This is a genomic window from Formosa haliotis, from assembly GCF_001685485.1.
Classification (GTDB): Bacteria; Bacteroidota; Bacteroidia; order Flavobacteriales; family Flavobacteriaceae; genus Formosa; species Formosa haliotis.
On record NZ_BDEL01000001.1, the window covers coordinates 2,735,466 to 2,757,860 of the forward strand.

General features: G+C 33.9%; 23 protein-coding genes and 1 pseudogene. 14 read left to right on the forward strand and 10 right to left on the reverse strand.

Features of this window, described 5'->3' with window-relative positions; genetic code table 11:
• Positions 1–344 precede the first annotated feature (344 nt).
• The 7 genes from A9D35_RS11280 to A9D35_RS11310 all read left to right on the forward strand — a co-directional run bounded on the left by A9D35_RS11280 (position 345) and on the right by A9D35_RS11310 (position 7,307).
• Complete coding sequence (locus A9D35_RS11280; protein WP_066223092.1) at positions 345–842, forward strand: hypothetical protein; 498 nt, start codon at positions 345–347, stop codon at positions 840–842.
• A gap of 65 nt (positions 843–907) precedes the next feature.
• Positions 908–2,368 (forward strand): lipopolysaccharide biosynthesis protein, encoded by a 1,461-nt coding sequence (locus tag A9D35_RS11285; protein WP_066223097.1) that lies wholly within the window; start codon positions 908–910, stop codon positions 2,366–2,368.
• A gap of 2 nt (positions 2,369–2,370) precedes the next feature.
• Entirely contained in the window at positions 2,371–2,805 is a 435-nt protein-coding gene (gene dut, locus A9D35_RS11290; RefSeq protein WP_066223099.1) for a dUTP diphosphatase, read from the forward strand.
• 103 nt (positions 2,806–2,908) lie between these two features.
• The gene (locus A9D35_RS11295; RefSeq protein ID WP_066223102.1) at positions 2,909–3,928 is read left to right on the forward strand and encodes a sugar phosphate nucleotidyltransferase; all 1,020 of its coding nucleotides are present in this window, start codon (positions 2,909–2,911) and stop codon (positions 3,926–3,928) included.
• Between the two features lie 18 nt (positions 3,929–3,946).
• Complete coding sequence (locus A9D35_RS11300) at positions 3,947–5,308, forward strand: tetratricopeptide repeat protein (RefSeq protein WP_066223104.1); 1,362 nt, start codon at positions 3,947–3,949, stop codon at positions 5,306–5,308.
• Positions 5,308–6,078 (forward strand): lipoprotein insertase outer membrane protein LolB1, encoded by a 771-nt coding sequence (gene lolB1 / locus A9D35_RS11305; protein WP_066223107.1) that lies wholly within the window; start codon positions 5,308–5,310, stop codon positions 6,076–6,078. The genes A9D35_RS11300 and lolB1 overlap by 1 nt, the downstream gene beginning before the upstream one ends.
• 92 nt (positions 6,079–6,170) lie before the next feature.
• Positions 6,171–7,307, forward strand: a complete 1,137-nt coding sequence (locus A9D35_RS11310; RefSeq protein WP_369692167.1) for a murein hydrolase activator EnvC family protein — start codon at positions 6,171–6,173, stop codon at positions 7,305–7,307.
• 93 nt (positions 7,308–7,400) lie between these two features.
• Here the strand turns inward: A9D35_RS11310 and A9D35_RS11315 are convergent, their stop codons facing one another.
• Both A9D35_RS11315 and A9D35_RS11320 read right to left on the reverse strand, forming a co-directional pair.
• Positions 7,401–7,922, reverse strand: a complete 522-nt coding sequence (locus tag A9D35_RS11315; protein WP_066223111.1) for an acyl-CoA thioesterase — start codon at positions 7,920–7,922, stop codon at positions 7,401–7,403.
• Between the two features lie 128 nt (positions 7,923–8,050).
• Entirely contained in the window at positions 8,051–8,989 is a 939-nt protein-coding gene (locus tag A9D35_RS11320) for an HU domain-containing protein (RefSeq protein WP_066223114.1), read from the reverse strand.
• 161 nt (positions 8,990–9,150) lie between these two features.
• Between A9D35_RS11320 and dprA the strand changes: the two genes are divergently transcribed.
• A complete protein-coding gene (gene dprA, locus A9D35_RS11325; RefSeq protein ID WP_066223116.1) occupies positions 9,151–10,251 on the forward strand; it encodes a DNA-processing protein DprA in 1,101 nt (366 codons plus the stop codon).
• Positions 10,252–10,256: 5 nt separating this feature from the next.
• On the opposite strand, the gene A9D35_RS11330 is transcribed toward dprA, so the two are convergent.
• The gene (locus tag A9D35_RS11330) at positions 10,257–11,714 is read right to left on the reverse strand and encodes a hypothetical protein (protein ID WP_066223118.1); all 1,458 of its coding nucleotides are present in this window, start codon (positions 11,712–11,714) and stop codon (positions 10,257–10,259) included.
• A 55-nt stretch (positions 11,715–11,769) separates the two neighbouring features.
• Complete coding sequence (trpS, locus tag A9D35_RS11335) at positions 11,770–12,741, reverse strand: tryptophan--tRNA ligase (RefSeq protein WP_066223120.1); 972 nt, start codon at positions 12,739–12,741, stop codon at positions 11,770–11,772.
• A 77-nt stretch (positions 12,742–12,818) separates the two neighbouring features.
• On the opposite strand from trpS, the pseudogene A9D35_RS11340 reads away from it, so the two are divergent.
• Positions 12,819–13,582, forward strand: a pseudogene (locus A9D35_RS11340) (lysophospholipid acyltransferase family protein).
• Between the two features lie 286 nt (positions 13,583–13,868).
• Here the strand turns inward: A9D35_RS11340 and A9D35_RS11345 are convergent.
• From A9D35_RS11345 to recA, 6 genes are all read right to left on the reverse strand, one after another.
• Complete coding sequence (locus A9D35_RS11345; protein ID WP_066223122.1) at positions 13,869–15,077, reverse strand: hypothetical protein; 1,209 nt, start codon at positions 15,075–15,077, stop codon at positions 13,869–13,871.
• Positions 15,077–15,619, reverse strand: coding sequence for an RNA polymerase sigma factor (locus A9D35_RS11350; RefSeq protein WP_066223124.1), 543 nt, complete (start codon positions 15,617–15,619; stop codon positions 15,077–15,079). The genes A9D35_RS11345 and A9D35_RS11350 overlap by 1 nt, the downstream gene beginning before the upstream one ends.
• 22 nt (positions 15,620–15,641) lie before the next feature.
• Positions 15,642–16,115, reverse strand: a complete 474-nt coding sequence (locus A9D35_RS11355) for a hypothetical protein (RefSeq protein WP_066223126.1) — start codon at positions 16,113–16,115, stop codon at positions 15,642–15,644.
• Positions 16,116–16,154: 39 nt separating this feature from the next.
• Complete coding sequence (locus A9D35_RS11360; RefSeq protein WP_066223128.1) at positions 16,155–16,607, reverse strand: membrane lipoprotein lipid attachment site-containing protein; 453 nt, start codon at positions 16,605–16,607, stop codon at positions 16,155–16,157.
• A gap of 25 nt (positions 16,608–16,632) precedes the next feature.
• Positions 16,633–17,088, reverse strand: coding sequence for a hypothetical protein (locus tag A9D35_RS11365; protein WP_066223130.1), 456 nt, complete (start codon positions 17,086–17,088; stop codon positions 16,633–16,635).
• Between the two features lie 163 nt (positions 17,089–17,251).
• Positions 17,252–18,259, reverse strand: coding sequence for a recombinase RecA (gene recA / locus A9D35_RS11370; protein ID WP_066223132.1), 1,008 nt, complete (start codon positions 18,257–18,259; stop codon positions 17,252–17,254).
• A gap of 457 nt (positions 18,260–18,716) precedes the next feature.
• Here recA and trhO point away from each other — a divergent pair, with 457 nt between their 5' ends.
• From trhO to A9D35_RS19245, 5 genes are read left to right on the forward strand one after another with little or no spacing between them, the layout of a single operon-like run.
• A complete protein-coding gene (trhO, locus tag A9D35_RS11375; protein ID WP_066223134.1) occupies positions 18,717–19,796 on the forward strand; it encodes an oxygen-dependent tRNA uridine(34) hydroxylase TrhO in 1,080 nt (359 codons plus the stop codon).
• Positions 19,797–19,800: 4 nt separating this feature from the next.
• Positions 19,801–21,045: a peptidase U32 family protein gene (locus A9D35_RS11380; protein WP_066223136.1), complete on the forward strand. Its 1,245-nt coding sequence runs from the start codon at positions 19,801–19,803 to the stop codon at positions 21,043–21,045.
• Positions 21,045–21,275 (forward strand): ferredoxin, encoded by a 231-nt coding sequence (locus A9D35_RS11385; protein ID WP_066223138.1) that lies wholly within the window; start codon positions 21,045–21,047, stop codon positions 21,273–21,275. Before A9D35_RS11380 ends, A9D35_RS11385 begins: the two co-directional genes overlap by 1 nt.
• A 5-nt stretch (positions 21,276–21,280) precedes the next feature.
• Positions 21,281–21,601 (forward strand): hypothetical protein, encoded by a 321-nt coding sequence (locus A9D35_RS19240; RefSeq protein WP_235817890.1) that lies wholly within the window; start codon positions 21,281–21,283, stop codon positions 21,599–21,601.
• A gap of 9 nt (positions 21,602–21,610) precedes the next feature.
• Positions 21,611–22,195 (forward strand): hypothetical protein, encoded by a 585-nt coding sequence (locus tag A9D35_RS19245; RefSeq protein ID WP_235817891.1) that lies wholly within the window; start codon positions 21,611–21,613, stop codon positions 22,193–22,195.
• Positions 22,196–22,395 lie beyond the last annotated feature (200 nt).

A 22,395-nucleotide genomic window follows, 5' to 3' on the forward strand; every position in this document is an offset into this window, starting at 1 on the left:
ATGATTTTTCTGTAAATAAATGTTGCCTTTTTAACCCTAAAAAATCGGCCAGAATATCCGACTATTACTAGTCTAACTTCTGTTTAGATTACATAATTTGCAATCCATTGCATTTTTTAATTTTTATATAAAACTTTAACAGTTAAATTTTATAAGTTTCATTAGTTTTTTAACATTTAAATTGCCTTTATGTCGAAATTTTTCGGATTTAAACGATGATTTTTACTCGTAAAACCACATAAAAAAGTACTGTTTTTTGTTTTGAAAAGCTTTTTTATTGGTCCAATTCATGTAGTTAAAAGTATATATATTTTAATCTGTTGAGAAAACACTAAGTTTGTGGTATGAAATTATTTAAATTCTTTTTGGGCTTTAGTTTTTTGTTAAGCACGGTTAGCAATTGTGCTTCGCAAAAACTTGAAAAAGATGCACCTATTGCCATTAAAGAGGTGTATAAAAAACATTGGACTTCAGGGGTTAAAGGTGGCGGATCGGGAACAAATATTTTTGTGTCTTTAGTTAATCCTCTTCCTGCAGAACTAAGTTTAGATAGTATTTATTTCGATGGTTTTCAATTGGCTTTAAACCAAGATCAAAACAATTCGTTATTGTATGTTGGTCGTCACTTAGAAGATGCCAAAGACGATTACCTTATAAAAAATCCCTTAGTAGAAGAAAAAGAAGAACAAAAGACCACTATAAAAACGCCAAAATTTCAACTGAAACCGAACGAATGTGTTGTGAAGTATACAAAATTAGATAAGGTAAAGTATTTTAAATATGATGCTTTACAAACCAAAGCACGACCTTTAATGCCACAAGCAAAACCAAATAGGGAATAATTGACTTGTTTCCTTTTTTAGTTCTTCTGATTTCTATACTTTTAGCCTCCTATAATTAAACGATATTGAGCACCTTTCAACGCCTTTTTAAACAGACATTTATTTACGGTTTAGCTACGGTTTTGCCACGCATGCTTAATTTCTTTTTAATCCCGTTATATACATCGCCTGGAGTCTTAAATTCGGTGGCCGAATATGGTAAAGTAAGCGTTATTTTTGCTTGGTTTGTTATTTTCAATGTTATTTTGGCCTATGGTATGGAAACCGCTTTTTTTAGGTTTTTCAACAAAGAAAAAAATCAGGATGAAGTTATTGGCACGTCTACAATTTCGTTAGGAATTTCGTCGTTTGCATTCTTCGGAATTGCTTTACTTCTTCAAGATCAGATTGCTCTGCTTACAGATATAAAAGTAGAATACATTAAGCTTGTTATTTGGATTTTACTCCTCGATGCTTTGGTTATTTTACCCTTTGCCTGGTTACGCGCTACCGAAAAATCCATGACTTATGCCATTATTAAAATTATAAATGTATCGATAAGTTTAGGTTTGAATTTATTCTTCCTTTTATGGCTTCCAAAACTTGCTTTAAATCATACAGTGTTTGAAAGTTTGTATATTGAAAATTATCAAATCAATTATATATTTATTGCCAATGTTGTGGCTAGCGGCGTTACTTTGTTGTTGTTATTGTCGTTTTATTTAAAAGTAAAATATCAATTCAATGCCGACCTTTGGAAACGTATGATGCGTTACGCTTTTCCTGTGCTAATTGCCGGAATAGCCTTTTCTGTAAACGAAACGTTCGACCGTATTTTATTAGGTAAATTATTACCCGAAAATATAGCCGATACACAGATTGGTATGTATTCGGCGTGTTACAAATTAGCCTTGTTTATGACGCTTTTTGCGACGGCATATCGATTAGGAATAGAGCCTTTCTTTTTCAGTCATGCGAAAACTGAAAACCCACAAAAAAGTTATGCTAAAATTCTAGAATTCTTCGTGACTATTGGATCTTTAATTTTATTAGGTGTCATTGTATTTGCCGATATTTTAAAAGTTTTAATTATTAGAAGTGAAGCGTATTGGGAAGCCATGACCATAGTACCAATCATCCTTTTGGCGTATCTGTTTTTAGGAATGTATCACAATTTATCGGTATGGTATAAAATTACCGATCGCACGAAATTTGGGGCATATATTTCTGTTTTTGGGGCGGTGGTGACTTTAGTTCTTAATTTTTGGCTAATCCCAATAATCAGTTATAGAGGATCGGCTATTGCTACTTTAGCGGCTTACGGAAGTATGGTAGTCTTGTCGTATTACTTCGGAAGAAAATATTACCCCATTCCGTATAACATCAAAAAAATAAGTGCTTATATTTTTATTTCAGTATTGTTTTCAATCCTATCCTTTTACTTTTTTAGAGAAAATTATGTTGTTGGAATCGGATTACTTTTAGTATATATGCTGATAATTTATAAGTTTGAAAAAGACGAAATATTAAGTTTATTAAAAAGCTAATTATGACAGTAAAAATTATAAATAAATCGAATAACGCGTTACCGCATTACGAAACAGAAGCATCGGCAGGTATGGACCTTCGTGCGGTCACCGCAGAAGCCATCACCTTAAAACCTTTAGAGCGCACCATAGTAAAAACGGGATTATTTATAGAATTACCTGTTGGTTTCGAGGCTCAAGTTAGACCAAGAAGTGGCTTGGCGGCAAAACACGGGATTACCGTATTAAATGCTCCAGGAACTATAGATGCAGATTACAGAGGGGAAATTGGCGTAATTTTAGTTAATTTGTCTAATGAAGATTTCACGATAGAAAATGGCGAACGTATTGCACAATTGGTGTTTGCAAGACACGAACAGGCACAATTTGTAGAAGTGGAAACACTTTCGGAAACCGTTAGAGGAGCAGGCGGTTTCGGGAGTACAGGGAAAAAATAGTCCCACCCCAAACCTCCTAAAAGGAGGGCCTTAACATAGAAATAAAAACATAATTTAACCATAATAAAAATTCCCACTCCTAAGGAGAGGGTTAGTGAAAGGAATGAAAATTATTGTACCAATGGCCGGTCGCGGGTCGCGATTACGTCCACACACATTAACAGTACCAAAACCATTAATTCCAGTTGCTGGGCAACCTATTGTTCATCGTTTGGTAAAAGACATTGCAAAAGTAATAGACCAACCTATAGACGAGGTGGCCTTTATTTTAGGAGACCCTGCATTTTTTGGAGACGATGTGGTAGATAGTTTAACTAAATTGGCAAACGATTTAGGAGCAAAAGCGTCTATTTACCGCCAAGACAAACCATTAGGAACAGGACATGCTATTATGAGTGCTAAAGACTCATTATCTGGTCCTGCAGTTGTTGCTTATGCCGATACCTTAATTCGTGCCGATTTTAATTTAGATGAAGAGGCCGATGCTGTTATTTGGGTAAAGCAAGTCGACAAACCAGAGGCTTTTGGAGTTGTAAAACTTAACGAACGCGACGAAATTGTAGAACTAGTTGAAAAACCTGAAACTTTTGTCAGTGATTTAGCGGTGATTGGAATATACTATTTTAAAGATATCGCCGTTCTAAAAGACGAACTTCAGCATGTGTTAGATAATAACATTATTAATGGCGGAGAATACCAAATTAACGATGGTATTAAAGGCATGATGGCTAAAGGTAAAGTGTTTAAAACTGGACAAGTTGACGAGTGGATGGATTGTGGTAACAAGGCCGTTACTGTTGAAACGAATGCTAAAATGTTAGGATTTTTGCAAGAAGATGGCGAAGAGCAATTAGTAGATGCATCGGTAACGCTTAACAATTCTAAAATTATAGAACCGTGTTATATTGGTAAAAACGTGGTGTTAACAGATTCAACTGTGGGACCAAATGTATCGATAGGCGAGGCTTGCGTTTTAGAAAATTCGACCGTTAAAAATACTATAATAAGTACGCATTCAACTATTAAAAATGCTAATTTAGATGATGCGATGATTGGTAATTACGTAGAGTTCGATGGTCAGTTTAAAACCATCAGTATCGGTGATTATTCAGTCTTAAAATAAGATAAATACAACATGAGCATGAGACGTAATGCCATTATAAAATTTGGTTTTTGGGGACTGTTTTTAGTCTCCATGCTTACTCATGCTCAAGTTGATTTTAATGCCAAGCCAACCGATGATTTAGGCGAAGTAGACGATCAATTTCAAGAATTATTTTTTGAAGCACTTAAACAAAAAGGCATAGAAAACTATAACCGTGCTGTAGAAGGATTTCAAAAATGCATTGTTTTAAAGCCGGAAGAATCTGTGCTTTATTTTGAAATGGGTAAAAGCTATAACAAACTCAAAAATTTTGGTGCCGCAGAAGAAGCCTTAAAAAAAGCGGTAAAGTTAGTACCCTCTAACGAGTGGTATTTAGATGAACTTTACGATGTATATGCCCAGCAAAACGACTACGATAAGGCTATAAAAACAATCAAGCAGTTGGTTAAATATCATCCAGATTACAAAGAGGATTTAGCAACTTTATATGTAAGAACCAAAGATTACGACGAGGCGATTAAAGTTTTAGACGAATTGGATTTGGAATTTGGAATCTCTCAAAATCGCGATTTTTTAAGAAATCAGATTTATGATGCCACCGGACAAAAGAAAGAACAAATTGAAAAACTTGAAGAGCGTGTAGATAATAACCCCGATCAGGAATCTAATTACCTCGCTCTAATTTATCGCTATAGCGAAAGTGGAGATACCGAAAAAGCTTTCGAAACTGCGAAAAAATTGTTGGAAATAAATCCAGAATCACAACTCGTGCATTTGGCTTTATATAAGTTTTATTTAGACGATAATCAGCCTGAAAAGGCCATTGAGTCTATGAATATTGCCATGAAAAGTCCTCAAATTAAACCAGAAGCAAAGCTTTTAGTACTTTCAGATTTTGTAAAATTTGTTGGTGAAAATCCGCAGTACGAAGAAGATTTAGTTGAGGTTTCTGCTTTGGTTGGCGATTCTAACGATGCCAAAACACTAGTAGAACTTGCCCAGTATTATCTAGCTAAGGGCGAAAAAGAAAAGGCTATAAAATATTTTACAGAAGCGCTTAAGTTAGAAGGCGATAATTACAATATTACTAGAAACATTGTTGTGCTTCATATCGATTTAGAGCAATATGAATTGGCTCTTAAAAAAGCATCAGAAGCTTTAGTAAAATATCCGTCGCAACCCGAATTATATTTAATGGCAGGTTTGTCTTTAAATAAAACGAATCGTTATAAAGAGGCCATAGAGCAACTTAATATGGGGTTGGATTATGTTATAGATAATCCGAAACTAGAAAGCGATATATACTATCAAATCGCACAGTCTTACCTTGGTTTAAATCAACCAAAGGAGGCTAAACGCTTTTCAGATAAAGCAAATAATATAGAAATTCCAAAGTAATGAAACACCTACTTCGTATTGTATTTTTTACATTTTTAATACTAACTGTTGGATGTAAATCGGCTAAAACATTAACTGCTACCGAGTCTAATTTAAAATTAAATACCAAACAATTAATAAAAGAAAACACCCGACAAGCCGCTCATTTTAAAACACTTTCTTCAAAAGTAAAAGCGATATATTCTGAAGGGGAAAAATCGAAATCTGTATCTATAAATTTAAGAATCGAAAAAGATAAAACCATTTGGTTAAACGGTCCGTTTTCTGCGGCACGACTTTTAATTACACCCGATAAAGTGAGTTTTTATAATAAGTTAGATAACACATATTTTGAAGGCGATTATAAATTGTTAAGCGATTTTTTAGGTACCGATTTAGATTTCAATAAGGTTCAGAATCTACTTCTAGGAGAGGCGCTTTTTAATTTAAAAGATTCAAACTATGTGTCTTCTATATACGATGATGCTTATTTAGTACAACCGGCAGACCAAAGGCCCTTATTTGAATTGTTCTATATTATAAATCCTACCTATTTTAAAGTTGTATCTCAGCAACTTTCTCAACCAAAAGAGGAGCGCATTCTAGAAATAGATTACTTAAAATATCAAGAAGTAGATGCCCAGATAATTCCTGAGCAAATAAAAATTAATGCTGTTGAAGCTAGAAGCGAAACTATTATAGAATTGGAGTTCAAATCTGTATCTTTGAACGAAAAATTAAATTTCCCCTTTAAAATTCCGTCAGGTTTTGAACCTTTAGAACTTAAATGATTAAAACACAGTCCCCATATAAATTCATACTTATTTTTCTCTGCGTATTAAGCAGCGTTACTGTATTTTCTCAAAGTAAAAAGCAACAGGAGTTGGAAAATCGCCGACAAGAATTGCGAAAAGAAATTGAGCAGATTAACAGTATGTTGTTCAAAAATAAATCGAAAGAGAAGTCGCAATTATCATTAATTGAAGATATTAATCATAAAATTAATGTGCGTAGTAATTTAATTAAAGTTACCAATCAACAAGCCAATTTATTAACTCGGGAGATAGGGGTAAATCAGCGTAAAATTTCGCAACTACGAGATGATTTAGAAACTTTAAAAGCCGATTATGCCGAGATGATTGTACACTCTTATAAGAGTAGGAGCGAGCAAAGTAGAGTGATGTTTTTATTATCGTCTACCAACTTTAAACAAGCTTATAAGCGTTTGCAATACATTAAACAGTATACAAACTACCAAAAAGAACAAGGTGAATCCATAAAGCAAAAAACCGAAGATTTAAAAGTAGCAAATACGCAGTTATTAAAACAGAAGGAGGATAAGCAGAAATTAATTAAAGAAAATGCAGTTGCTCAGGCTCAGTTAGAATTGGAGCGCAAACAACAGCGTTCTTTAATGGCTTCTATACAAAAGGATTTAAAAACCTATTCGGCTCAAATAAAACAAAAACAACAAGAGGCCGATAGAATTGATCGTGAAATTGAAAAATTAATTCGCGAGGCTATTGCCGCATCAAATAAAAAGGCTGGTAAAAATGCAAAATCAAGTAGTGGTTTTACTTTAACTCCCGAGGCGAAAAATTTAGCAGCAAGTTTTGTGGCTAATAAAGGGAAACTGCCTTGGCCAGTGCAAAAAGGAGTCGTTAAACTGCGTTACGGAAATCAGCCACATCCTATTGTAAAAACAGCCACGATACATAGTAATGGTGTACGTATTGCTACAAGTCCTGGTGCAGAGGTACGTGCCGTTTTTAATGGGCAAGTGTATGCTATTATTGTTCAGAAAAAAGGAAATCCTACCGTTTTAATTCAGCATGGTAATTACTTTACAGCATATAAAAATTTAGAAAAAGTATATGTAAAGAAAGGCGATAAGGTTACTACTAACCAAGCTATTGGTCAAGTTTTTACCAATACGGCATCTGGAGATACAACATTAAGCTTTAGTATATTTAAAGAAAGTACGACTCAAGACCCGTCGTTGTGGCTGTATAAAATGTAACTGTTTTAAAACCTAATGAACTTCTTGTTAGGTTATAAAATAGATTTTAAGCAATAATATAGACAACGAAAAATAAAAACTTACAAAAAAGTTTTATTCTTTCTCTTTTAAAAATAATGCTCTTAATTCTGTAGCCTCGTGAGGTTTCATTTTTCCGGCTAAAACCAGACTTAATTGTTTGCGTCTTAAAGCGGCTTCGTAACGTTCTTTTTCAAGATCGGTTTCAGGAATAATTTGGGGAACAGGAACAGGGCGTCCAGTTTCTTCAACAGCGACAAAAGTGTATATGGCTTCATTAGCTTTTGTTTTAAGCCCAGATTCACGATCTTCTGTCCAAACATCTATATAAACCTCCATAGAGCTCTTAAAAGCTCTAGATACTTTCGCTTCTACAGTTACAACACTACCTAAAGGAATGGCTCGGTTAAATGCCACATGATTAACAGAAGCAGTAACAACTATACGTCTGGAGTGGCGACGTGCTGCAATACTGGCTGCACGATCCATACGTGCTAATAATTCGCCTCCAAATAAATTGTTTAAAGGGTTGGTTTCGCTTGGTAATACAAGGTCTGTTAACGTGGTTTTAGTAGCTTCTGCCGTTTTAGGTGTCATAGTTTGCTATTTGGTGTCAAAGGTACAAAGTGATGGATGACTTCCAAATTTTAAAATTGTTTTTCAGAAATAAAAAAAGCGCTATAAGATAATCTTATAAGCGCTTTATATCGTGTGAATATTGTGTTTTACTCTAAGTTTTTTACCAATAACCAAGCATCAGAATTATTATTTCTACGAATATCATGTAAAGCTTTTAAGGCCTCTTTTCTGTTCTCGTAACTATCGTAAACCACTTGGTGTAATCCGTATTTGTTTACGCCAATTTTTCTAGCATTAAAACCTTCGGCTTTTAAGTTTGCTATAATTTTGTCGCAATTTTCTTCTACTCGAAATGCGCCCGCAATGATATGATAATTTCCAACAGGTTTGGTCACTGTTAAACTTACTGCCGGTAGCGGATTCTCAATAACAAATGTTGCTTCCTGTATTTTGTGTTCTAACTGTGTGTTTGCAGTTTCTTGGGCAATTTGATTATGATTTTCGATTTGATTTACATAATATTTAGATCCCAAAAATCCGCTAATACCTAAGGCTACAACAGCAATAGCAGCATAACGTAAATATGGTCTAGATTTACGACGCTCTGGTGTAATGGTTAACGGAATTACTTTTTCTATAGATTCTACTTCACGCTTTAATTCTTCGCGCATGATAGCCGGTGAAACCACTTGGTTTAAACCAAAAGCATCTGTTAAATAGTTTAAATGATTTGAAGGTTCGAACGTGATTTTTCCTTCAGAATTTAAAGCTAATGCACCTATGTTATCTAATGAAATGTTTTCCTTTTCTACCAATTGAGATTTCATAGAAGCAACACGCTTCTTAATTTTCTCTAAGGCAATTTCAAAAGGAATTTTTTCAACATCGGCAATATAATGCGCTAAAAGACCATCGTTTTGCTGAATTTGCTCATTAAATGAAATGGCTTTTTTAGGCGGAAAAAATGTATTACTGTCTGCATTAATCTTAGCAGACACCCGTTGTGTTAAAAACGCTCCAAATTCTGGAACGATAACACACTCGTATCTATATAGTAAGTCGCTTATGTAAGTTTCTAATTGCATAATAACAAAGTTAATCAATTTTTTATCCGTACAAAGAGCCGACTTCACTTTTTATTAACAGCAAAGTAATTAGTTTCTTGTGTATTAAAAATCAATTGATTAATTTCAGAAAAAACATTCCAAATCTTAAGTTTTTAGATGAATTAAGGTTTTAAGTAATTATGAGTGAAGATGACATTTTATATGTTTTAGCTTTGCAACACGTATCGAATATTGGCGATGTTGGAGCTAAAAAATTAATAGCACATTGTGGCTCTGCTGAAGCTGTGTTTAAAGAGAAAAAGCATAAGTTGGCTAAAATAGATGGCATAGGTGCAGTCCGTTTACACGACCTTAAATTAGATTCGCATTTAAAGGCGGCAGCGATAGAGCTCGAGTTTATAAAAGCCAATGGTATTAGTTGCTTGTATTTTGAAGATGCTAATTACCCAGAAAAACTAAAACACTGTATAGATGGCCCTATTTTATTATTTCAGTCAGGTGCTGTAGACCTAAAAGAGCAACGAATTATTAGTGTTGTAGGTACTCGAAAAATTACAACTAGTGGTATTGCATTTTGCGAAAAGCTTATTGAAACTTTAAAACCGTTTAACCCTGTAATTGTTTCTGGATTTGCTTATGGCACAGATATTACGGCCCATAAAGCAGCCATAAAACATGGTTTACAAACCATCGGGTGTTTGGCGCATGGGCTAAATCAAATATATCCGAAAGTGCATAAAAAATATGTCGCTGAGGTTGAAAAACACGGCGGCTTCCTTACCGATTTTTGGAGTTCTTCGCATTTTGATAGAAATAACTTTTTAAGACGAAATCGTATTATTGCCGGATTAAGCTCGACGACTATAGTGGTAGAGTCGGCAGAACGGGGCGGAAGTCTAGTGACGGCAGATATAGCGAATTCTTATAATAGGGATGTGTTTGCTGTTCCGGGCAGACCTACAGATAGTTTAAGTGTGGGCTGTAATAATCTTATTAAACAGCAAAAGGCCCATTTAATTACTTCTCCCTTAGATGTAGCTTATATGTTAAATTGGGAGTTAGAAAGCGAACAAAAGGTGATTCAAAAACAACTGTTTGTCGAACTAGACGATGAAGAAACAATGATTTATAATTTTTTAAAATCGACAGACAAGCAATTGTTAGACAGTATCGCTATAGGGTGTAATTTGCCTATTTTTAAAACAGCTAGTGTGTTGTTGAACATGGAATTAAAAGGCGTAATTAGGCCTTTGCCAGGTAAATTATTCGAATTAATTTAAGCTGTTTACATATTTATTTTTAATACCCAGATGTCTTCAAAATAATCTAATCGCATTAATTCGCGTTGCTTTAAATACACCACATTAGGGTCTTGGCTCATTTCTAAATAAATGTAGTCCCAATTGTTAGCAGGGTTTTTATAAGACTTTGGTTTATGGCCTTTTTCTTGAAGAAATGTTTTCCAGTTTTTAGCATTTTTTTCAACAGAGAAGACATTGGTCACTAAATAATAACCTGGTTCTAGATTAGGAATAGCAATCGATTTTAAATTTTTAATCTTTACTAAATCTTCATCTTGTGGTAGGGCATAGGTGTCAATATCGACAGTCATATAGTAATCCTCATTTTTGTTCTCTAAATAAATCGGACTGATTTCGGTTTCAAAAGCGACAAAAAACAAATAAAAACGATCTGCTTTGGTTTTAAATTGAATGGTTAATTCTGAACTGTTATTAGAGAGTATATTGTTATTTTGGTTTGGGATGTTCATCTTCAATAAATCGAACCCTAAAGTATTCGTGCTATTAGGTGTCCGATCTTTGAAGTATAAATCATCAAGAGTAATGGTGCTGTTAAAAAAATTATCCTTGGCTCTTAAGTTGTTAAATAGCGGGACAAAGGTGTTTAAATGTTTGTCGTAAACGTTACAAACATCGGTTTTAAATTTTTGATCCCCTTCTAAAGCGCCTATAGATAAAGATGTTTTTATATCGCCTTTTTCATTGGTTTTAAAATTAGCAAAGGTAATGTCTACCGTTTTTTTGTCGACTTCTAAAAAACCATTGTACGTAGTGAAATATTTGGGTTTATCGTCGGGATTTTCATAAACCACATAAAGTAACCAGCCACCAGAACATCCGCCAGAAACATAGCCTTCGGTTGCTCTAATATTTGCAACAGTATAATTTCCGTTTACTACGGGTGTTTTTTGTAGTATTTCGGTAACATCATAATAGCACACGTAGGGTTTAGAATCGTTAAACGAGGAGTTTTGATAGCTGTCGTAAACCTTTAAACCTTTTAGTTCGGTATATGCGCCTTGTGGTGTTTTAAAAAGAATTTTATTGACGTCTTGAGACCGTTTGTCGTTACCTTTATAAATAATTTGATCGTTTAGAGTTCGCGTAACCCCTTTGTCGTATTTATAAATAGCACTCCAGTACAATGCGGCATAAGCAATTTTTTTGGTGTTTTCTGGAAGAGTTAAAACGGCTTGACTAGAGCTAAATGTCGATTTATCATCATCGACATCTATGTACTCCATTTTTATTTTATCGTTAAAAATTGTGTGATCGTCAAAAGGTTTTTTAGAATCTTTACTTACAATATTATTGCCTATTAAGGCTGAGTTTCCTTTAAGATATAATTGATTATTTACAGAAAATTTTAACCCTTCTTGTGAATATCCAATAAGAATATTCACAAAAAGGATAATAAATATTATAGGTTTATACTTAAGCATAGTTAGGGGAGGTTAATAATAAAACTAAAAGTAGAAGCTGATTATTGTGTAGGAATTAATATCCTACTTTTTCTCGAACTCTACTTAAGGTGTTATTTGCAACTAGTCTTGCTTTTTCTGCTCCTACGGCTAAGGCGCGATCTATCTCGTCGAGGTTATTCATAAAATAGCTAAAACGCTCCCGTTCTGTAGCAAATTTTTCAACGATAAGTTCAAACAAAGCTTGTTTTGCATGTCCGTACCCATAATTTCCTTTTTCGTAATTTGCTTTCATTTCGGCCTTCTGAGCATCTGTAGCTAATAAACTGTAGATTGCAAAACAATTACAACTACTCCAGTCTTTAGGATCTTCTAAGGGCGTGCTATCGGTTTGAATACTCATAACCTGTTTACGCAATTTTTTATCGTCTAAGAAAATATTTATAAAATTATCGTTACTCTTACTCATTTTAGAACCGTCTGTTCCAGGAATAAGCAAGCCATCTTCTTGTATTTTACCTACCGGAAGTACGAAGGTTTCTCCGCCCATTTTAGCATGAAAACGAGACGCAACATCACGAGTCATTTCTATATGTTGTAATTGATCTTTTCCTACTGGAATAATTTCGGCATCGTATAATAAAATATCTGCGGCCATTAGCATAGGATATGTAAACAAACCAGCGTTTACATCTTCTAATCGGTCGGCTTTATCTTTAAAACTATGTGCTAGAGTTAAACGTTGATACGGAAAGAAACAGCTTAAATACCAGCTTAACTCGGTGGTTTGTGGTATATCGCTTTGTCTGTAAAACACGACTTTATTAATATCTAAACCAAAGGCCAACCAAGTTGCTGCAACACTATATGTATTATGCCTAAGTGTTTCGGCATCTTTAATTTGGGTTAAAGAGTGCATGTCTGCAATAAATAAATACGATTCGTTTACCTCTTCTTTCGACATTTGTATTGCGGGAAGGATTGCTCCTAAAATGTTTCCTAAATGTGGTGTTCCTGTACTTTGAACTCCTGTTAAAATTCTTGCCATGATAATTATACTGATTGAAAGACAAAGGTACTTTTTTTACTAAAATAGCTCGGTACATTTATGTATTTTTGGCAAGCATGAACGTATTTAAATATATCTTTTGGGTGTTTTACAGAGTGTGGTTCTACATTTTGGTCGCTTTCCCTATTCTATTACTTTTGCCTGTATTGCTAATTTCTATTTTAAAGGAATCTTGGTATCCCTTCTTTTTTAAACTAGCAAGGATTTGGGCTAAATTCATTTTAATAGGTATGGGGTTTCGCTGGACGATTAAGCGCGAAGAAAAACCCGAAAAAGGTAAAAGCTATATGTTTATTGCCAATCACACGTCTATGACCGACATCATGTTAATGTTGGTGACTGTTAAAAATCCGTTTGTTTTTGTAGGTAAAAAGGAGTTGGCTAAAATTCCGTTATTCGGATTTTTCTATAAACGCACATGCATTTTAGTAGACAGAGATAGCTTAAAAAGCCGACATGCCGTGTTTGAACGTGCAGAAAAACGATTACAATCGGGGTTGAGTATTTGCATTTTTCCCGAAGGTGGTGTTTCGGATGATGAAAATATACTATTGGATCAGTTTAAAGATGGTGCTTTTCGTTTGGCGATTAATCATCAAATTCCTATTGTACCCATTACGTTTGCCGATAACAGGGAGCGGTTTTCATTTGATTTTTTAGTGGAAGCCCTGGTAAAATGAGGGTTTATATGCATAAATTTCTTTTAACAGAAGGACTCACGCTTAAAGATTTAAAAAACTTAAAAATTGAATCTCGAACTGTTATTTTAAATCAATTACAAGACTTCAAAAAAAAATGGGAAATACCTATGGCGAGGTAATTCCCATTCTACTATTTTAAAAAATAAAATAGTTATTAACCAACCTAAAATTTATAACTGAATCCTGTGTAAACCCCAATAATATAAGGTTTAAAGTTTCCAGAAGTGTTGTTAAATGCGTTTAGTTGATATTTAAAAGTAGGCTCTAAATTTAAATTAAAACGTTTCGAAAAATTGTAATCAAATCCAATTCCTAAATTCGTACTAAAGCTTACATCGTTAATATTTGTTGCCTCTCCTAAGTAAGTTCGGTTAGATTGTCCTTCAGAAAAAAGGCTGTTGTCTTCTAAATAAAAGTGCTAAATCCACCAATTAAATTAATGCCGAAACGTTTGTTTAAAAGGACATATTCAAGCTCTAATGGGACTTCAAAATAGCTTATGTTTTGGTTTATAGCGCTATTTTCGCTTGTTCTTAAAAGTGAACTATTTTCTATTTCTACCGCTTTATTGGCACTAATTAAGGTTAGGTTTTGAGATTGTGCCGTGGTAGCAATATGCTGTAATTGTGGGGAACTTCTTGAGTTTCCTCCTGTATTTTCAAATAAAAGTACATCGTTTGTATTAAAACTTAATTTTAGGTTGTTTACGCCCGATCTAATTTTTAATTTATTATTGATAGCATAACCCACACCAACGCCATAACTGGTATTAATCTCTCCAGATTTAGTGTTATTTGCAAACTGATCATCTATATGCGAACCGTTTCCAATACTACTGTAGTAAACAGGTGCAATATTAGGGTGAATATCCCATTTATTCGATTTTGGATCCACTTTAGGTGTCACTTTAGTTGCTGCAATGGCGGCTTCTATACTCAAAGTATCCATTATAGAACCACTAGTTAAGGTTTCTGATGGAGTTGTGTTTTCATTTGATGCAATTTGTGATGTCTTATTAATAACTTCAGAGTCATTAATTATAGGATGAGAAGCAGTGCTTTGCTCGATTTTATCTGTTGCAACCTGTTCTGCAATAATGTTATTTGTTGTTTTTTCTTCTGAAGGTATTCCTTTAGAGTTTGTGTTTGAAGCTATTGTTGACGTATTTGTTGTATACGTAGGCTGTGTACCTTGTGTTTTAGAAGGTGTTTCTTTTTTAGACTGATTTGCAATTTGAGTTGAACCTGTTTTTTTATGGCTTTCAACAGATTGTGTTTCTGTAGTATTTCGTGTTTCAGAATCAATTTTATCATCATCTGTATTAGAGACGATTGTAGACTCGGTATTCGACGGACTTACAATTGGAGTATCTACAATTATACCTGGAGTGTTGGAAGGTGATTTTGTATTAAAAACAAAATTACCTAAGGCTAGAAACAATAGTAAAAGCGCTGCCACACCAGAAGCACGCCACCAAATAGGAATAACGCGTTTTTGTTTTTGTTGCGCTTTTAATTTCGCCTCTATAGCACCCCAAACTTCTGGGTTTGGTGTTACATCAAGATCCTTTAAGCGTTCTTGAAATAAACGGTCTATGTTTTTTTTATCACTCATTAAACAGAATGTGATTCAAATGTTGTATTGTCTTTTTCTATTTTATCCTGAAGGATTATTCTAGCTCGTGCTAAATTCGATTTTGATGTCCCTACAGTTATGTCTAACATATCTGCAATGTCTTTGTGCGAATAGCCATCAAGTACATAGAGGTTAAAGACCAGCCGATATCTGTTAGGTAGTGTTTGAATTAGTCCTAAAAGATAATCTAACGAGATATCTTCATGGTCGTTAACTTCTATGGTATCATCAATAATATCTTCATTAATAATGTCAAAAATCCCTTTTTCACGATAGCGTTGTAAGGCGGTGTTTATGGTAATACGCTTTAGCCAACCTTCAAAAGAACCTTTGTTATTATATTGCGATATTTTGCTAAATATAGTCAAAAAGGCATCTTGCAGATTATCTTGGGCTTCTGCAGTATTACGAGAATACTTTAAGCATATAGAATACAGTTTGCTAGCAAATAGCGTGTATAACTGACTTTGTGCTTTTAAGTTGTTCCGTTTACATTTATGTATGAGTTGTTCTAAACTCAAAAGGGTTTCGTTTTGTTTGTAATTATTCTAAGTCTTTTGCAACCATGGTTTCATATTCTAAAAAGATATCATCTTCATCTGTCGTGTCATCGCTTCCACTCGCTACCCAGAATCTAATAATATGTGCTCCTTCGGTTATAGGAGTATATGCAAATCCAGCTTCAGAAAGCTCTTCATTTTCGTTATCTATACATTCACTTTCTATATCTACTGAATTAACTACAGCTACTGTTAAAATGGTAGTTTTAACCAAGTTGCCGTCTTCGTCTTCAATATCTTTGGTGCTTTCATCAAAATATAAATCGGCGAAATGATAACAATCTGAGGGTTTAATGTATTCTAAACTAATATCGTAAGCTTCACCCAGCTCCATTGTTTCTGGAACTATTGCCGACTCGGTTGGCAAAAATTCGTATTGTGTAGGGGTGAAATCTTCGTTATCATCGCAAGATGCTAAAGTTAATACTGCAACACATAATAAAAGTAATTTTTTCATGATAATAATTGTTTAATTTTGGTTATAAAGTTTAGTTATTTATTTTTCTGCTATAACTACAGGGTATTCTAAAAAGGTGTCTTCTCCATCTTCATCTTCACCATTCCAGAATTTAAAAAGATATGGGCCTGATGTTCGTGGAGCAAAATCAAAAGATACGTTCGACATATCGTCTATTTCTCCACATTCTGAATCTGTTGTATATGCTTTTCTTGTAATTACCGCAACAGTTCTTACTTCTGTTGTAATATCCTCATCATCTACATTTTCTGTTTCTTTGCTTCTATCGTAATAAAGTGTATCAAACGTGTAGCAAGCATTTGGTTTCATATACTCCATAGTAATTTCATAAACCTCTCCTACAACCATATCTTCAGGGACTACAGCTTCTTCTACAGGTAAAAATTCGTAAGAAAATTTGTTGTTATCATCATCTAAATCACATGACGCTAAGGTTAAAACTGCCACAAATAGTAAAAGTAATTTTTTCATGATTTTGTTTTTTTTAGTTTAATTATTAATTTTTTTCTGACACTTGTACAGGGTATTCTTCAAAAACATCTTTCCCGTCTTCGTCTCGGCCAACCCAGAATTTAAATATATATGGTCCTGCAACAATTGGTGTAAATTCTATGTTTGTTTGCGCCTCTTCATTTATGTCATCGCATTCTGAGTCTGATGTTACTACTGTTCTTGCAACAATAGCCAATGTTCTAATTTCTGTAATTATGGTTTCGCCGTCTACCACTTCTCTTAGTTTACTTTTTTCGTAGAAAAGTCTGTCGTAACTGTCGCATGTGGTTGGTAAAACGTAATCCATACTAATTAGGTAAGTTTCACCTATTATCATTTCCTCTTCAGGAATAGTAACTTCTTCTGTTGGTAAAAATTCGTAAGTATAACTTTCTGAATCATTTTCATGGCAAGAAACTAAGGTTAGTACAGCAACAAATAATAAAATTAATTTTTTCATGTGTTATAATAGTTGTTTTCTTTTTAGATGCAGATGTTTTAAAAAGGTTGCGTGTAAAAACAAAAAAATCCCGAAATATATCGGGATTTTTTTGTTGTGTATGATGTAATGTACTGTATTTTATTGTTTTATATCGAAATTAATACAGTAAAATAAATTACATTTATTCTTTCATGGCTTTAATAGCGTCTTTAATTTTAACTTCAAGTTCTTCAAACAATTCAGGATTGTCTTTAATAACTAGTTTTACAGCATCGCGACCTTGACCAAGTTTAGTGTCTTCATAGCTAAACCAAGAACCGCTTTTCTTTATAATATCAAGTTCTACAGCTAAATCTAAAATTTCACCAACTTTAGAAATTCCTTCGCCATACATAATATCAAATTCTGCTGTTTTAAATGGTGGTGCCACTTTGTTTTTAACCACTTTTACTTTGGTTTTATTACCCATTACATCGCCATTAGAATCTTTAATTTGGGTAGAACGACGAATGTCTAAACGAACAGAAGCGTAAAATTTTAAAGCATTTCCTCCAGTTGTTGTTTCTGGGTTACCAAACATAACGCCAATTTTTTCACGTAATTGGTTAATAAAAAACATGGTACAATTTGTTTTGCTAATAGTACCTGTAAGTTTACGAAGTGCTTGAGACATTAAACGGGCGTGTAATCCCATTTTAGAATCTCCCATTTCCCCTTCAATTTCACTTTTTGGAGTTAGGGCTGCTACCGAGTCCACTACAACAATATCTATAGCTCCAGAACGTACTAGGTTTTCTGCAATCTCTAAAGCTTGCTCTCCATGGTCTGGTTGCGATATAATTAAATTATCGATATCTACTCCTAATTTAGCGGCATAAAATCTATCGAAGGCGTGCTCTGCATCAATAAATGCAGCTATACCTCCTGCTTTTTGGGCCTCTGCAATAGCGTGTAATGTTAATGTTGTTTTACCAGAAGATTCTGGTCCGTATATTTCTATTACTCGTCCCTTTGGGTATCCGCCAATACCTAAAGCTAAATCTAAACCTAACGAGCCACTTGGTATCGATTCTATGTCTACCACAGCTTTATCGCTCATTTTCATTACGGTTCCTTTACCGTAAGTCTTGTCTAATTTATCTAAAGTGAGTTGTAGTGCCTTTAATTTTGCTTCTTTATCCTTGCTCATCGAATTGTGTTTTTTAACTGAAAATAAGAGCCGCTAAATTACTAAAATTCTTTGTTCATCTTATGATTTTATCACGCAACCTTTTTATTCTTTTTACATCTACTAAGAAAGAAAGCAGAATTTTGGCTTCTAATATTACAATCTATTTCTATAGATCGTAATATAAATGCCATTTTTTAAACGTTTTGTATTAATGAAATATTTGAAACAAACTTTATTAAACGAAACGTCTGGAGCAACAGTTATTATACTATTAAATAGTAATTGTAAAACAGACGGTGGTTAGCTCGATTATAATTTTTTAAAATTTAACGCCTTAAAAAATTAAATAACCGAGTTAGTCTATTAAAAGCACTCTGCATATAGCAAAGTGCTTTTTTTTGTTAATAATCAGGTGTTTTATCTAAAAACTGTACCTTTGCAAAACTATTTTTTAACCTTAAAACATTAGTATAGCATGCAACTGTACAATAAATTAAGTGCTAAAGAACGGGCAGAGCTAATCGAAAAAGCAGGAAAAGATCGATTAACACTGTCATTCTATCAGTACGCTAAAATTGAAAATCCTCAAACATTTAGAGACCAATTATTCATAGCTTGGAATGCTTTAGACGTTCTTGGCCGTATTTACGTGGCTCACGAAGGTATAAATGGGCAATTATCCTTACCCGCAGATCGTTTTAACGAATTCAAGACGCATTTAGATACCATTTCATTTTTAAAAGACATCCGATTAAATATTGCCGTAGAGCAAGATAATATGTCGTTTTTAAAGTTGAAAATTAAAGTTCGCGATAAAATTGTTGCCGATGGTTTAAACGATGATACGTTCGATGTTACCAATAAAGGTGTGCACGTAGATGCCGATCAATTCAATCAGTTAATAGAAGATGAAAACACCATTCTTGTAGATATGAGAAATCATTACGAGAGTGAAATTGGGCATTTTAAAAATGCCATCCGCCCAGATGTTGACACTTTTAGAGAGTCGTTACCTATAATAGAAGACGATTTAAAAGATTTTAAAGATGATAAAAAACTAGTAATGTATTGTACTGGCGGTATTCGATGCGAAAAAGCAAGTGCTTATTTTAAGCATAAAGGCTTTAAAAATGTATTTCAGTTAGAAGGCGGTATTATTGAATACACAAGGCAAATAAACGAGAATAAACTAGAGAATAAATTTATAGGGAAAAATTTTGTGTTCGATGAACGTAGATCAGAGCGTATAACAGACGATGTTATTGCCTGCTGCCATCAATGCGGAGAGCCTGCAGATACGCATGTTAACTGTGCAAATGATGCTTGCCACTTACTTTTTATTCAGTGCGAAAAGTGTAAAGCCGAAATGGACGGATGCTGCTCGACAAACTGTAAAGAAATTTACAGTTTACCTTACGAGGAACAAAAAGCATTACGAAAAGGACAAGGTAACAGTAACGATATCTTTAAAAAAGGACGTGCAGATCATTTACCTTATAAAAAAGATCTTCGAAATATTTTTGAAACCTTAAATACTAATTCTTCTAAACTTTAACGTCATGCAACATATAGAATTAATGGCCCCTGCGGGAAATTTTGAATCGCTACAGGCTGCATTAGACAATGGTGCAAACTCTGTGTATTTTGGTGTAGAACAACTTAATATGAGAGCCCGTGCAACGGTAAATTTTACTATAGACGATTTACCAGAAATAGCTAGACGTTGCGAAGCCAAGAATGTTAGAACCTATTTAACTTTAAATACCATTATTTACGATCACGATTTATCGATTGTAAAAACCCTTATAAAACAAGCTAAAGCCACTAAAATTACAGCAGTTATTGCTATGGATCAAGCTGTTATTGCTATGGCTAGAGAATTGGATATGGAAGTTCATATTTCTACCCAAGTTAATGTTACCAATATAGAAACGGTTAAGTTTTATGCCTTGTTTGCCGATACTATGGTGCTAAGCCGAGAGTTGAGTTTGCGTCAGGTTAAGAAAATTACCGATGCTATAGAGAAAGAACAAATTAAAGGGCCTAATGGCAATTTGGTTGAAATTGAAATTTTCGGTCACGGTGCCCTTTGTATGGCGGTTTCTGGTAAGTGTTATATGAGTTTACACGCTTATAATTCGTCCGCCAATCGTGGAGCTTGTAAGCAAAATTGCAGAAAAAAATATACGGTTGTAGATCAAGAAACAGGATTCGAAATGGAACTCGATAACGAGTACATTATGTCGCCTAAAGATTTATGTACTATCGATTTTTTAGATGAAATTGTCGATGCCGGAATAAAAGTTCTAAAAATTGAAGGCCGCGGGAGAGCACCAGAATATGTTGCTAAAGTTATAAAATGTTACCGCGATGCGATAGATAGTGTTGCCGATGGCACTTACGATAAAGCAAAGGTTATTACTTGGATGCAGGAGTTAGAAAAAGTATATAATCGCGGATTTTGGAGTGGCTATTATTTGGGTCAGAAACTTGGAGAATGGAGTAACGGATCTGGATCGCACGCTACGCAAAAGAAAGTGTACATAGGAAAAGGAACACATTTTTATCCGAAATCACAAATTGGAGAATTCAAAATTGAAGCTTTCGATGTCGCAGTAGGAGATACCATTTTAATTACAGGTCCAACTACCGGTGCTCAAGAAATGGAAGTAGAAGAATTTATGGTGAACGATATAAAATCCGATAAAGCAACCAAAGGGGATACTTTAACCATTCCGTTAAAATTTAGAGTACGACCATCGGATAAATTGTATAAAATTGTTGAAAATAAAGTAGAAGCCTAATGGTTATAATCACGCTACAACGCAATAAATGTATCGGTTGTAATTATTGTGTAGAAATGGCACCGCAACAATTCCAGATGTCTAAAAAAGACGGAAAAACGGTGCTACTTCACGGTCAAGATAAAAAAGGTTTTTTTACTTTAAAAAGTAACGATTACGCTATTTTAGAGCCGTGTGAAAATGCAGCAAAAGCCTGCCCGGTAAACATTATTAGTGTTAAAAATAATTAATTTATATGAACGTTTATAAACTGTTACAACTTAATAGAAAAATTAAAAGTCATAGAATTAAGTTTCTAGCGCTTTATGTGTTGCATACGTTTAATAAGCGTTATTTAGCGGTAAATTTAGATCCTGTTATGGCCTGTAATTTACGCTGTAAGATGTGTTATTTTACAGATAAAGATTATGTAAAAACTTTAAAAGGGCAGTTTAAAGAGGACGAGATTAATCAAGTAGCGAAAACTATTTTTAATCGGGCGTTAAAGCTTCAAATAGGTTGTGGTACAGAACCAACGTTATATAAAGATTTAGTTAAAATTGTAGAATTAGGTTAAGCGTATAATGTGCCCTATATTTCTATAACAACCAATGCAAATCTGTTAACCGAAGAAAAAATAATAGCACTTTTAGAAGCAGGACTTAATGAGTTTACTATTTCATTACATGGCGTAACACGAACGTCTTACGAAAATTTCATGAAAAAGGCGAGCTACGAAAAGTTTCAAAATGTGTTTCAGATTTTTGCAAAACTAAAGGCGACATACAATTTTAAAGTGCGAATTAATTATACCTTCAACAAAGATAATTTTTACGAGCTTAAAGATTTTTTCAAACATTTTAATGGCGATAGTTTCGATATGCTTCAAATTAGACCCATTCAGAAAATTGGAAATACAGAATATAACGATTTCGATTTGGATGCAATTCGTGACGATTATAAAGTTTTAATCCAAGATATTCGTAAATCTTGTGTGGCTCATAATATTACTTTGTTAGCACCAAATGCTATTCCGAAACAAGGAGAAGGGAATACGTCGAGTTTAATTTTCGACTATACGTTCTGTTATGTTTCTCCAGATAAATTTTGGAAAAATGATTTTCAGTGGAAAACCCAAAGTTTTAACGACTATTCAAAAGAAATTGGCTGAAGCAATACTTTGTTTTCTAATGCGTTTAAGTCAGAAGAAGAGCTGAAATCGTTATCAAATCGTTTAAATTACGAAGTAGAATTGAATTAAAATTTCTTTTTTTCAAGTCTTTAGAATAATCATATCTTTACAATCCAAAGTAAGTTAAGCCATAAGGCTTCTCTTTACAGGAATATGGTTCAATAATTGAAACATAGTTT